Below are 11574 nucleotides of genomic sequence, written 5' to 3'. Positions count from 1 at the left end.
CTGGCAACTCGGATACCGCCACATACGATTTCAGAGATTCGACTCAAGCACTGAACGGTCCCCCCGTTCGATCACCTCTCTGGGAGTAGGCACGATGTTGAGCATTCGAAAAATTTTCCTCGGCGTAAGCGCCGTCCTGGGCGTTTCATTCGCTCAACCGGCCGTCGCCGACGATAAGAAAGCGGATGACGGTTGGGTCCAGCTTTTCAACGGCAAGGACTTTACCGGTTGGAAGATGGTCAACCCGCCGAGCGGCGAATTCGAATCAGTGACTGAGCAGAAGAACTCCGAAGGCAAGGTGATCGCGTTCGTCGGTAAGACCAAGACGAAGAAGGCGAAGGACGGCACCGAAACGCCGGGCAAGGAAGTCACCCTCTGGCAGATCAAGGACGGCACGATCCTCGGCGGCGGCCCGGCCAGCCACCTGTTCAGCGAGCGCGGCGACTACACCGACTTCCAGTACCGCATCGAAGCGAAGATCAACGACAAGGGGAACAGCGGCCAGTACATCCGCACCGAATTCGGCCCCGGCTTCCCGAAGGGCTACGAAATTCAGATCAACGCTACCCACAGCGACCCTGTGAAGTCCGGCAGCCTGTACCCCGCCAGCGGCATTGACCGGGACGAGAAGCACCTCGTCCGCAAGGCCAACCACAACCCTGACGAGTGGTTCACGCAAGAAGTCATCGCGGTCGGGCCGAAGATCACGATCCTGACCAACGGCAAGACGATGGTCGATTACACGATTCCTGGCGACAAGTTCTTCACGAAGGGCCACTTCGCCCTGCAAGGCCACGACCCCGGCTCGGTCATGTCCTTCAAGAAGATCGAAGTGAAAGAGCTCAAGAAGTAAGGGCGTCTACCCGGCAATTCGAAGGCCCGCGGACGTTCGCCCGCGGGCTTTCTCGTTTCTGGCGCGGCGATCCGTAAAACGAGAACAGCATGAAAATCAACATCCTCGTCATCGGTAAGGGCGGCCGCGAGCACGCCATCATCTGGAAACTGGCCCAATCGCCGCGGGCCGGCAAAATCTTCTGCGCCCCGGGGAACGCCGGGACCGCCCTCGACGCGATCAACATTCCCATCGACGCCACCGACCCGAACCTCTGGGACCGCGTCGCCCGCACGGCCGCGAAGGAAGGCGTGTCGCTGGTAGTGATCGGCCCGGAAGACCCGCTGGCGAACGGCTGTGCCGACTTCTTCCGCGGCCGCGGGTTCAAGGTCTTCGGCCCGTCGAAGGAAGCGGCCCGCATCGAAGCGAGTAAGGTCTTCGCGAAGGAAATCATGCGGCACGCCGACGTGCCGACGGCCGAGTTCCGCGTCTTCGACCACCCGGCCGCCGCTCGCACGTACATCGAGACCCGCGATTACCCGGTCGTGGTGAAGGCCGACGGCCTCGCGGCCGGCAAGGGCGTGGTGGTGTGTAAGGACATGAACGAGGCCCTCAAGGCCGTCGACCGGATCATGGTGAAGGAAGAGTTCGGCCCGAAGGCCGGGCGGCGGATCGTGGTCGAGAAACGAATCGACGGCGAAGAACTGTCCATGCTGGCCCTCGTGGCCGGGCGGACGATCCTCCCGCTGCCGCCGACGCAGGACCATAAGCCCGCCTTCGACGGCGACAAAGGGCCGAACACCGGCGGCATGGGCACGTACTGCCCCGCCCCGATCGGCACGCCGGAACTGGTGGCCGAGGCGGAAGCGAGTGTCTTCGTCCCGACGGTCCACGCGATGAAGCGCGGGTTCAAGAACGAACGTTTCCCGTTCAACGGTGTCCTGTTCGCTGGGCTGATGCTCACGAACCAGGGGCCGCGGGTCCTGGAGTACAACTGCCGGTTCGGCGACCCCGAAGCGCAGGTGATCCTCATGCGGCTTAAGACGGACCTGCTCGATTTGCTGGAAGCGGTCGCCGACGAAAACCTCACCGACTTCGAGGACGGCAAACTGGAATTCGACCCGCGGCCGGCCGTGTGCGTGGTGATGTGCAGCGGCGGCTACCCCGGCAAGTACGACACCGGCAAGTTAATCCTCGGCCTCGACGAAGCGGCCGAACTGAAGGACGTAAAGGTGTTCCACGCCGGCACGACGCTGAAGAACGAGCGGGTCGTGACCGACGGCGGCCGCGTACTGGCCGTCACCGCCCTCGGCGACGATCTCGCGGCCGCAAAGGCGCGGGCCTACGAGGCGGTAAAGCTCATCACGTTCCCCGGCGCGCACTACCGGACGGACATCGCGGACAAGGCCCTTCGGAAGAAGTAACCCATGAACGGCTTCTTGGTGATCGACAAGCCCGCCGGCATGACCTCGCGGAGCGTGGTGAACCGCGCCCAGCAGTGGTTCGCTCGCGGCACGAAGATCGGCCACGCCGGCACGCTCGACCCGCTGGCGACCGGCGTGCTGGTGCTGTGCGTCGGAGCGGCGACGAAACTCGTCGAACGTGTGCAGGCGATGGGCAAGACCTACCGCACCCGCGTGCTGCTCGGCTTCACGAGCACGACCGACGACGCCGACGGCACCCTAACACCGTCACCGGCGGGTGAAGTTCCCACCGAGGCGCAGATTCGCGACCTACTGACGCGGTTCGTCGGCGAAATTCAGCAAGTGCCACCAGCCGTCTCCGCGTTGAAGATCGACGGACAGCGGGCTTACGACCTCGCCCGTCGCGGTGCGGAGGTGAAGATGGTCGCCCGGCCGGTGCGCGTGGACGCGGTCCACCTGCTCGGCTACGAGTGGCCGCACCTGGACTTGGAGATCGACTGCGGGAAAGGCACGTACATCCGCAGCATTGCCCGCGATGTGGGCGAGGCTCTGAAGTGCGGCGGCCTGGTGCAGACACTTCAACGAACCCGGACGGGCGTATTCCGCGTCGAGAACGCACTGCCGTTAGACGTGAACTTCCAAAAGGCGCAGTCCGCGTTGCTACCGCTGAGTGTGATAGACTGAGGGGCGAAAGCCCACCCGTCGCGACGGGTGGGCTTTGATTGTCACCAGGGGAACCGTGACCGCGGCATGCGCTTCTGGCTCATCAATTGTCGTCCCTTCGGCGTAACCGTGAAGACGATCGGGTCGGCTTGGCCGTTCTCGTCGAGATGATTCGGATCGTACTGGTATGGGTTTCCCCACGGATCGAGCAACGTGTTCAGTCCGCCGTCGAGCAGCGGACTGCGGCCATCCGTGGGGGCCACGAGTTCTCGCAAGGAAGTAGGCAGCGAGCCACGCTTGTGCAGGTACGCCTTGCACTGAGCTTCCATCATCGTGCAGATATTGATTGCGTCATCAGTCTTGTTTGAACCACCCGCGTAGGGATCGAAGAAGTAACCGAAAACACCTACAACCACCGCGCAGCCAATCACAAATCCGCAAGCTCGTGCCCGGAATCGGGAGATTTGTTCCGGGGGACAGTCATCGTCTGGCGGTGGTTGCAGCATGGACCCCTCACACGGCTTTTAGCTCCGCCTCGTTCGCGGCCATCGTTCGAATCTGCGACTCCAATTCCGCGGCCTTGTCGCGCGTCTCCTGCACCTGCTCCGGGGCGGCTTTCGCCAGGAAGCCAGCGTTGTTCAGCTTCCCCTGGATGCTGTCGAGCATCTTCTTCTTGTCGGCGATCTGCTTCTCCAGCCGCTTCAGCTCGGCCGGCACGTCGATCAACCCGGCGAGGTTCACGTAGCCCTCGAACTGCGCGTGCAGGATCGACCCGGCTTGCTTCGGCTTCGCTGCCGTCGGGCCGCAGGTGAAGTTCGTGATACCGCCGAGCAACTTGATGAACGGGGCCAGCGCATTCAAGTCGGCCACCGTCGCGTCGCTGCACTTCACGCTCAGGTCGAGCGGGGCTTTGTCGAGCATGTAGCGATTGCGAATCTCACGCACGCCGCGGACCAACTCTTGCATCCGCGCGATGCTGCCCTCTGTCGTGTCGTCGATCAGCGAGTCCAAATCGCCCGGCCACGGTGCCACGGCCACGCTCTCGCCGGCCGGTTCCGCTTTCAGCAATCCCCGGATCGGGGCGGCTTCGTTGAGCGCGTGCCACAGCGACTCGGCCAGGAACGGCATCACCGGGTGGATCAGCCGCACGATGCCGTCGAGCACGCCGACGAGCACCCGCTGGCACACCGGGTCGGTGCGACGGCCCTTGCTCATCTCGATGTACCAATCGCAGAACTCGTTCCACGCGAAGTCGTAGACGAGCCGCGCCACTTCGCTGAAGCGGTAGCCCTCCAGGGCTTCCGTCACCGCCTTCGCGGTCGTCGCCAGGCGGCTGAGAATCCAGCGGTCTTCCGTCGGCAGCGCATTCGGGTCCAGCGGGGCGGCGGAATAGCCTTCGAGGTTCATCAGGATGAACCGCGTCGCGTTCCAGAGCTTGTTGGCGAAGTTGCGGCCCGTCTCGAAACGCTCGGACGCCCCCTTCGCGGTCGGCAGTTCGGGGTCTTCTTCGAGCCACGGGCCGCTCGGCCGGAACGGCTTGCCGCACACGACGCCGGCCGCCTTGTCGCCGGGGCAGACGATCTGCCGCGTCTTACCGCTCTGGTGTTCCCGCTTCTGCGGGATCAGCGTGCCGCAGTGCGGGCACACGTTCGACACCGGCATCCGGCTGTCCTGCGTCTCCGTGGCCAGCGACACCACGCCGAACCGCATCGCGTCGGCCCCGTACAGGTCGATGATGTCGAGCGGGTCGACGCCGTTGCCCTTCGACTTGCTCATGCCTTCGCCGAAGCCGTCCATGATCTTCGGGTGAATGACCACGTGGCGGAACGGCACCTCGCCGGTGTTGTACAGCCCGGTCATCACCATGCGGGCCACCCACAGCGTGATGATGTCGCGGCTCGTCACCAGCGTGCTGGTCGGGTAGTACCGCTTCAAATCCGGCGTCGCCTCCGGCCAGCCGAGCGTGCTGTGCGGCCAGAGGGCAGACGAGAACCACGTGTCGAGAACGTCGGGGTCTTGCGCGAAGCCGAGTTTCGCTAGCTCGGCTTCAAGTGAAGCCGCATCCGCTCCAGTGCAGACCAAAAACGTCACCGTTGAGATGTTGCCCTCGTCGGGTTCAGTGGTTTCGATGCGCCAGCAAATCCGTTCGGGACTCGCGTTTGCGATTTGATCGAGCTGGCCTTCAATTCCGTTCGATTCATCTTCATTCATCTGAACCGGGCCGAGCCGCCACACCGGGATGCGGTGGCCCCACCAGAGTTGCCGGCTCACGCACCAGTCGCGCTTCTCGCCGAGCCAGTCGAGGTAGGAGTTCTCGTACCGCTTCGGGAAGAACTGCACACGGCCGTCCGTCACGGCATCCATCGCCGTCTGCGCGAGGCCCGGCTTGCCGTCGTCGCGGTCGGTCATCTTCACGAACCACTGGTCGCTCAGGTACGGCTCGATCGGCGTCTTGCTGCGGTCGCTGTATTTCAGCGGGATGACGCGGTCTTCCTTACCCTCGAACAGCCCGAGTTCCTCCATCGCCTGCACCACGGCCTCGCGCACCTTCGCCCGCGGTTGGCCGCTGTACGGGCCGCCGTTGGCGTTGATCGTGCCGTCCGGGTTGAGGATGTTGATGATGCCAATCTGCGGATTGCGGGTCCAGCAGGCGTAGTCGTTCGGGTCGTGGGCCGGCGTCACCTTCACGCAGCCGGTGCCGAGCGTCGGGTCGGCCAGCAGGGCGTCGGCGATGATCGGGATCTCCCGGTTCACCAGCGGTTGCAGAACCATCTTGCCCACGAGGGCCTTGTATCGTTCGTCGCTCGGGTGGACGCAGAGGGCCGTATCGCCGAGCATCGTCTCCGGCCGTGTCGTGCTGAACCGGATGAACGTGTCCGGCTGACCCACCACGGCGTACTTGAACGTCCAGAACCCGCCTTTCGTGTCCTCGGTGTACGTCTCGTCGTCGGCCACGCTCGTTTGCAGTTGGGCGTCCCAGTTCACCAGCCGCTTGCCGCGGTAGATGTACCCGTCGCGGAACATGCGGAAGAACGTCTCGCGCACAGCCTTCGCGCATGTCTCGTCGAGTGTGAACCGGGTGCGCTGCCAGTCGCAACTCGCCCCCATCTCTTGCAGTTGGCCGAGAATTCGCTTCTCGTACTTGTCCTTCCACTCCCAAATCTTCGCCACCAGCGCCTCGCGGCCGAGGTCGTGCCGGGTCTTCTTCTCGGTGTTGAAGATCAGCCGTTCCACCACCGCCTGCGTGGCGATGCCGGCGTGGTCGGTGCCCGGCATCCAGAGCGTGTTGCGGCCCTGCATCCGCCGCCAGCGGATGAGCACGTCTTGCAGCGTGTTGTTGAGCGCGTGCCCCATGTGCAGCGCCCCCGTCACGTTCGGCGGCGGGATGACGATGGTGTACGGCTCGCCCGACTTCGCCGGGTCCGCGTGGAAGTACTCTTTCGCGGCCCAGAACTTCAGCCACTTCCCCTGGGCGGCTTTCGGTTCGTAGGCCTTCGGGAGTTCAGTTGCCATTTTTGGTCGTCCCTTCCTCGTCCTTGAACAGCTTGTACTCGATGGCGTCGCTCAGCGCGAGCCAGGATGCTTCCACAATGTTTTCGCTGACGCCGACGGTGCCCCACACGTCTTGGTGGTCGCGCGACTCGATGACCACGCGCACGCGGGCGGCCGTGCCTTCTTTCGGGTTCACGACGCGCACCTTGTAATCGACCAACTGCATCTCGTCGAGCCGCGGGAAGTACTGCACGAGCGCCTTCCGCAAAGCGGCATCGAGGGCGTTCACCGGACCGTCGCCCTCGCTGACGGTGTGTTCCGTGGAACCGCCGACGCTCAGCTTCACCGTCGCCTCGGTAATCGGCTTGCCGGTCGCGGGCTGTTCGATGTTCACCCGGTACGCCAGCCGCTGGAACCACGGCTTGTACGTGCCGACGGCCTTCTTCACGATGATGTCGAAAGACCCTTCCGCGGCCTCGAACTCATAGCCGACGTTCTCCAGGTCTTGCACCTGGTTCAGAATCTTCGCCATCGTCGCCTTGTCGTGGGCGATCTGATACTTCTGCGTCTTCGACAAGATCGTCGATTGGCCGGACAGTTCGCTCACCAGGATGCGCCGCTCGTTGCCGACGAGGGCGGGGTCGATGTGCTCGTAGCTGGCCGGGTTCTTCGCGACGGCGTGCGTGTGCATTCCCCCCTTGTGGGCGAAGGCGCTCAGGCCGACGAACGGCTGGCCGCTGCGGAAGTTCATGTTCGCGAGTTCGTAGGCGTACCGCGACACCTCCGTCAGCCGTTGCAGGCTGCCCGGCTTGAGAACCTCGTAGTCGTACTTGATGGCGAGGTTGGCGATCGCACTGACGAGGTCCACGTTGCCGCAGCGCTCGCCGAAGCCGTTCATGGTGCCCTGCACCTGCGTCGCCCCGGCTCGCACGGCCGCCAGCGTGTTCGCCACGGCCAACTCGCAGTCGTTGTGGCAGTGGATGCCGATGTCGGCTTTCAGTTCGCGCCGGGCCACGGCCACGACTTCCGCGACGCGCTCCGGCATTGTGCCGCCGTTGGTATCGCAGAGGATGATGCACGTCGCCCCGCCCGCTTCCGCGGCCTTCAGTGTTTGCAGGGCGTACTCGGGGTTTAACTTGTACCCGTCGAAGAAGTGCTCCGCGTCGTAGAACACTTCCACGCCCTGACCACGGCAGTAGGCGACTGAGTCGCCGATCATCTTCACGTTCTCTTCGAGCGTCGTGCCGATGATCTCCGTCACCTGGAAGGCCGACGTTTTGCCCACGATCGTGACGATCGGGGTCTTCCCTTCCAGCAATGCCTTCAGGCCACCGTCGGACTCGGCCGAACCGTTCTTGCGGCGGGTCATGCCGAAGGCCACGACCTTCGCGTGCTTCAGTGGCAGGTCGCGAACCGCGCGGAAGTACTCGGCGTCCTTCGGGTTCGAGAGCGGGTAGCCGCCTTCGATATAATCGACGCCGAGGTCGTCGAGTCGCTTGGTGAGGAGGAGTTTGTCCTGCAACGAGAAGTTCACCCCTTCGCCCTGACTGCCGTCGCGGAGGGTGGTATCGTAGATGGCCACGCGCGTCATGTGGTGTCGACCTGAGTCTTTGTGGGAATGAAAAACCCCGAAGCGTTCCGGCCCCGGGGTGCGAAGGTGTTTTCGAACGCCCAGAGGTTAAGCCGTGCCGACGACGCGCACTCCCTGCGCAGCGGTAATCGCAATCGCGACAACCCGAGGCAGGAAGGAATCGGTCACGGGAACTCCAGAAACGGTTCGTCTGAGAGGAAATGTATCCCTATTCGGGACAAAGTCAACGCCCGCCGGGTTCGGCCCTTGCTTGTTTCGGGCGGCCACTTCCGGTATCTTCCAGACTATTCCCCCGAGGCGATCATGGCCGACGACGAACTCGAAATCGCCCTGACTCACGCCGCCGAGGCACTGCGGCACGCCTCGAAAGTGGCGGTCCTAACCGGCGCGGGCGTGTCGGCCGAGAGCGGCGTACCGACCTTCCGCGCGTCCGACGGGCTATGGGAGGGCCACCGCATCGAAGATGTGGCCACGCCGTCCGGTTTCGAGCGCGACCCCGGCCTCGTGTGGAAGTTCTACAACGCCCGGCGGGCCAACGTAAAAACCGTATCGCCGAACGCCGGCCACCTTGCCCTGGCCGCGATGGAACGGCACTGGGGCGAGAACTTCAGCATCGCCACCCAGAACGTGGACGGCCTCCATCAAGCCGCCGGCAGTCAGCGCGTCTTCGAAATCCACGGCAGCCTCCGCCGGACCCGTTGCACCGCCTGCGGGGAGATTCAGGACCGCGGCGTCGAACCGCTCGCCGACATGCCCGAGTGCGGGCCGTGCGGCGGCCGGCTCCGCCCCGACATCGTCTGGTTCCACGAAGCCTTGCCGGATGACGTGTGGTGGAACGCCCAGCAAGCGGCCGGCGAGTGCGACGTGCTGCTCGTCGTCGGCACGTCGGCCGTTGTCTACCCGGCCGCGAGCCTGATCCCGATCGCGAAGCGATCGAAGTCGCCCGGCGCGACGGTCATCGAGTGCAACTTGACCCGCACGGAAGCCAGCACGATGGCCGACATCGGCCTCTACGGCCCCTCCGGCGTGACTTTGCCGAAACTATGCGAGAAACTGGGAATCGACCTGTAGGCCAACGAGAACACGATGACCGCGAACCGACTGGACGGGAAAGCCCTTGCCCAAGAGATGCGCCGGGAAATGGCGAAGGAAGTCTCCGACCGCGTGGCCGCCGGGAAGCGGCCGCCTGGGTTGGCGGCCGTACTCGTCGGCGAGAACCCGTCGAGCCACACCTACGTCCGCAACAAGCGGAAGTCGTGCGACGAAATCGGCATGGCGAACTGGCTGTACCACCTGCCGGGCGATACTTCTGAACAAGAACTCCTCTCCCTGATCGACACCCTCAACGCCGACCCGGCGGTTCACGGGATTCTCGTGCAGTTGCCGCTGCCGAAGCAGATCCGCGAAGAGGCCGTGATCCACGCGGTCACGCCGTTGAAGGACGTCGATTGCTTCCACCCCGAAAACGTCGGCCGCGTAACGACCGGCCACCCCCGATACTACCCTTGCACCCCGCACGGCGTCGTGCAGTTGGTTTCGCGGAACGGTCTCGAATGGTCCGGCAAGCAGGTCGTGGTCCTGGGCCGGAGTAACATCGTGGGCAAGCCGCTGGCGCTCATGCTCATGCAGAAGGCGACCAAAGCGAACCCGGCCGGCGGCGACGCGACCGTGACCGTCGCCCACACACGGACGGCGAACCTCGCGGCCGTTTGCCGCGGTGCGGATGTCCTGATCGCGGCCGTGGGGCAACCGGGCTGCGTCACCGCCGACATGGTGAAGCCGGGGGCGGTGGTCGTCGACGTGGGGACGACGGTGGTGGACGGTAAACTCCGCGGCGACGTGGACCCGAAAGTAACCGACGTGGCCGGTTGGCTGTCGCCGGTGCCGGGCGGGGTTGGCCCGATGACCATTACCATGTTACTCTACAACACTCTCCGAGCGGCCGAACGAATCGACGGTTCCCCGAGTGAGCCCACATGAACCTGAATCTCACCGCCTTCACGCGATACGGCCTGAACGCCCTCGGCCTCCTGGGAGTATCGGTCGCGCTCTACTTCGGCTCGTCGATCTTCATCCCGCTGACCCTCTCGGCGTTGCTCGCCGCCCTGCTCTACCCGCTGGCGTGCTGGCTGCACACGAAGATCCGGCTGCCGTGGTTCGTGTCCTGCTTCACATCGATCTTCATCCTCATCCTCATGGCCGGCGTCGTGTTCAGCGTCGCGGCCATTTCCATCCCGAAATTCGTCAACAGTCTGCCGACGACTGAGGACGGACCGAGCGGGTGGAAGCAGCGGTATGAAGATTTGGCCCAGAACCTGAACTCGTTCCTGCCCGGCAACATGGCGACCGTCATGCCGCCAAAGGCCGACGACTCGAACATCTACAAGAGCATCAAGGAACTGTTCACGCCGAAGAACGTGGGCGACACCATCAAGGAGATCGCGGCTGTCGGCCTCCGGCAAATGACCGAACTGCTGCTCATCCTGTTCATCGTGCTCTTCCTGCTGATGGAGGCCGAGATCCTCGCGAAGAAAGTGCGGGCCATTTTCGGTACCGGCGGCGACACCCAGGTTCGCGTGACGAAGGCCCTGGCCGCCATCGCCGAGTCAATTCGAACGTACCTGTATTGGCGGACGGCCGTGAACCTGGGACTGTCCTTGGCACTCGCCGTTTTTTACCGCTCGCTCGGCCTGGAACAGTACGCCCTTTGGGGCGTGGTGACATTCGTCTTTACCTACGTCCCGTACATCGGCACCGTGGCCGCGGGCACGCTGCCGATCCTGGAAGCCCTGATCCTCGGGCAGCCGGTGGTCGCCCTCTTCATCATGATCGTGTACGCCTGCGTGGTGACATTCGAGGGGTACATCATCGTGCCGTGGGTGATGGGCCGGAGTATGGACCTGAACGCGACGACGGTGATGATCGCGTGCCTCTACTGGAACCTCGTCTGGGGCATCGCCGGCCTGTTCCTGGCCATGCCGCTGATGGCAATTCTGAAGGCCGTGTTGCTGCACGTCGAAGGGTGGCAGCCTTACGGCGACCTGCTCAGTTCGGAGGAAGCGTCCTCCGGCTACCCCGCCTCGGCGACGGTGCCGGCGAGCGAAACTGTGCCGAATCCCTTGAAAGCGTTCGACGGAGATGCCACGATAGTAATGGAGAGCCCGGCCGAGAAATCGGCCACCACCCCCGTCAACCCGAACGTCTAACGCACGGAGGCACAATGCGACGACGACCCTGGGTTGAGGAGTGGCCGGTCGTTCAGCGATGGCAAGGCGTCCCGCGGCCGAGCGAGCCGGACGGCAACGAGTTCGACCGCCCCGACCGCACGAAGGTCGCCCTCGCCCTCGGCATCGTCTCCCTGCTGTTCGGCCCGTTGGGCTTAGTTGCGTGGCTAGTGGGGGCGGACTGCCTGAAGGCTATCGAGGAAGGCCGCATGGACCCGACCGGCGAGTCGAACGCCCGCGTCGGCCGGTTGCTCGGCATCGTGGCTCTGTGCATGTTCACGGTAAAAGTAAGCGTGCTAACCGTCCTGTTCACGGTGTTCTTCGACTTGCCGCGATTCTGAGCCGGCC

10 protein-coding genes are annotated in these 11574 nt (G+C 64.1%); 7 read left to right on the top strand and 3 right to left on the bottom strand.

The features are described 5' to 3' along the window. Positions 1–94 precede the first annotated feature (94 nt). The 3 genes from PX52LOC_RS25115 (at position 95) to truB (ending at position 2940) form a co-directional block, all read left to right on the top strand. Positions 95–853 carry a 3-keto-disaccharide hydrolase gene (locus PX52LOC_RS25115; RefSeq protein ID WP_149112663.1) on the top strand — a complete coding sequence of 253 codons (759 nt, stop codon included), beginning with the start codon at positions 95–97 and terminating at the stop codon, positions 851–853. 89 nt (positions 854–942) lie between these two features. Further along, a complete protein-coding gene (gene purD / locus PX52LOC_RS25110) occupies positions 943–2256 on the top strand; it encodes a phosphoribosylamine--glycine ligase (RefSeq protein ID WP_149112662.1) in 1314 nt (437 codons plus the stop codon). A gap of 3 nt (positions 2257–2259) precedes the next feature. After that, positions 2260–2940 carry a tRNA pseudouridine(55) synthase TruB gene (gene truB / locus PX52LOC_RS25105; RefSeq protein WP_149112661.1) on the top strand — a complete coding sequence of 227 codons (681 nt, stop codon included), beginning with the start codon at positions 2260–2262 and terminating at the stop codon, positions 2938–2940. A gap of 41 nt (positions 2941–2981) precedes the next feature. On the opposite strand, the gene PX52LOC_RS25100 is transcribed toward truB, so the two are convergent. Genes PX52LOC_RS25100 through cimA form a run of 3 tightly spaced genes read right to left on the bottom strand, consistent with a single transcriptional unit; the run spans position 2982 to position 8002 of the window. After that, positions 2982–3425 (bottom strand): type II secretion system protein GspG, encoded by a 444-nt coding sequence (locus PX52LOC_RS25100; RefSeq protein ID WP_149112660.1) that lies wholly within the window; start codon positions 3423–3425, stop codon positions 2982–2984. Positions 3426–3432: 7 nt separating this feature from the next. Continuing rightward, positions 3433–6432, bottom strand: coding sequence for a valine--tRNA ligase (locus tag PX52LOC_RS43445; protein WP_149112659.1), 3000 nt, complete (start codon positions 6430–6432; stop codon positions 3433–3435). Continuing rightward, positions 6422–8002, bottom strand: coding sequence for a citramalate synthase (gene cimA / locus PX52LOC_RS25090; RefSeq protein ID WP_149112658.1), 1581 nt, complete (start codon positions 8000–8002; stop codon positions 6422–6424). The genes PX52LOC_RS43445 and cimA overlap by 11 nt, the downstream gene beginning before the upstream one ends. Before the next feature lie 303 nt (positions 8003–8305). Here cimA and PX52LOC_RS25085 point away from each other — a divergent pair, with 303 nt between their 5' ends. From PX52LOC_RS25085 to PX52LOC_RS25070, 4 genes are read left to right on the top strand one after another with little or no spacing between them, the layout of a single operon-like run. Beyond that, positions 8306–9073 (top strand): SIR2 family NAD-dependent protein deacylase, encoded by a 768-nt coding sequence (locus PX52LOC_RS25085; RefSeq protein ID WP_149112657.1) that lies wholly within the window; start codon positions 8306–8308, stop codon positions 9071–9073. Positions 9074–9088: 15 nt separating this feature from the next. Further along, positions 9089–9982 (top strand): bifunctional 5,10-methylenetetrahydrofolate dehydrogenase/5,10-methenyltetrahydrofolate cyclohydrolase, encoded by an 894-nt coding sequence (locus tag PX52LOC_RS25080; RefSeq protein ID WP_149112656.1) that lies wholly within the window; start codon positions 9089–9091, stop codon positions 9980–9982. Further along, positions 9979–11208 carry an AI-2E family transporter gene (locus tag PX52LOC_RS25075; protein ID WP_149112655.1) on the top strand — a complete coding sequence of 410 codons (1230 nt, stop codon included), beginning with the start codon at positions 9979–9981 and terminating at the stop codon, positions 11206–11208. Before PX52LOC_RS25080 ends, PX52LOC_RS25075 begins: the two co-directional genes overlap by 4 nt. A 14-nt stretch (positions 11209–11222) precedes the next feature. Beyond that, complete coding sequence (locus tag PX52LOC_RS25070) at positions 11223–11567, top strand: hypothetical protein (protein WP_149112654.1); 345 nt, start codon at positions 11223–11225, stop codon at positions 11565–11567. Positions 11568–11574: the final 7 nt, after the last annotated feature.

The organism is Limnoglobus roseus (assembly GCF_008254045.1).
Lineage (GTDB): Bacteria > Planctomycetota > Planctomycetia > Gemmatales > Gemmataceae > Limnoglobus > Limnoglobus roseus.
This window is presented reverse-complemented; position numbering and strand designations above follow the sequence as displayed.

Bases quoted from the DNA above. Each gene is read 5' to 3' on its own strand.
- purD (WP_149112662.1), top strand. From the start codon at position 943: ATGAAAATCAACATCCTCGTCATCGGTAAGGGCGGCCGCGAGCACGCC.
- cimA (WP_149112658.1), bottom strand. From the start codon at position 8,002: ATGACGCGCGTGGCCATCTACGATACCACCCTCCGCGACGGCAGTCAG.
- PX52LOC_RS25070 (WP_149112654.1), top strand. From the start codon at position 11,223: ATGCGACGACGACCCTGGGTTGAGGAGTGGCCGGTCGTTCAGCGATGG.
- PX52LOC_RS25115 (WP_149112663.1), top strand. From the start codon at position 95: ATGTTGAGCATTCGAAAAATTTTCCTCGGCGTAAGCGCCGTCCTGGGC.
- PX52LOC_RS25100 (WP_149112660.1), bottom strand. From the start codon at position 3,425: ATGCTGCAACCACCGCCAGACGATGACTGTCCCCCGGAACAAATCTCC.
- PX52LOC_RS25085 (WP_149112657.1), top strand. From the start codon at position 8,306: ATGGCCGACGACGAACTCGAAATCGCCCTGACTCACGCCGCCGAGGCA.
- PX52LOC_RS25075 (WP_149112655.1), top strand. From the start codon at position 9,979: ATGAACCTGAATCTCACCGCCTTCACGCGATACGGCCTGAACGCCCTC.
- PX52LOC_RS25080 (WP_149112656.1), top strand. From the start codon at position 9,089: ATGACCGCGAACCGACTGGACGGGAAAGCCCTTGCCCAAGAGATGCGC.
- PX52LOC_RS43445 (WP_149112659.1), bottom strand. From the start codon at position 6,432: ATGGCAACTGAACTCCCGAAGGCCTACGAACCGAAAGCCGCCCAGGGG.
- truB (WP_149112661.1), top strand. From the start codon at position 2,260: ATGAACGGCTTCTTGGTGATCGACAAGCCCGCCGGCATGACCTCGCGG.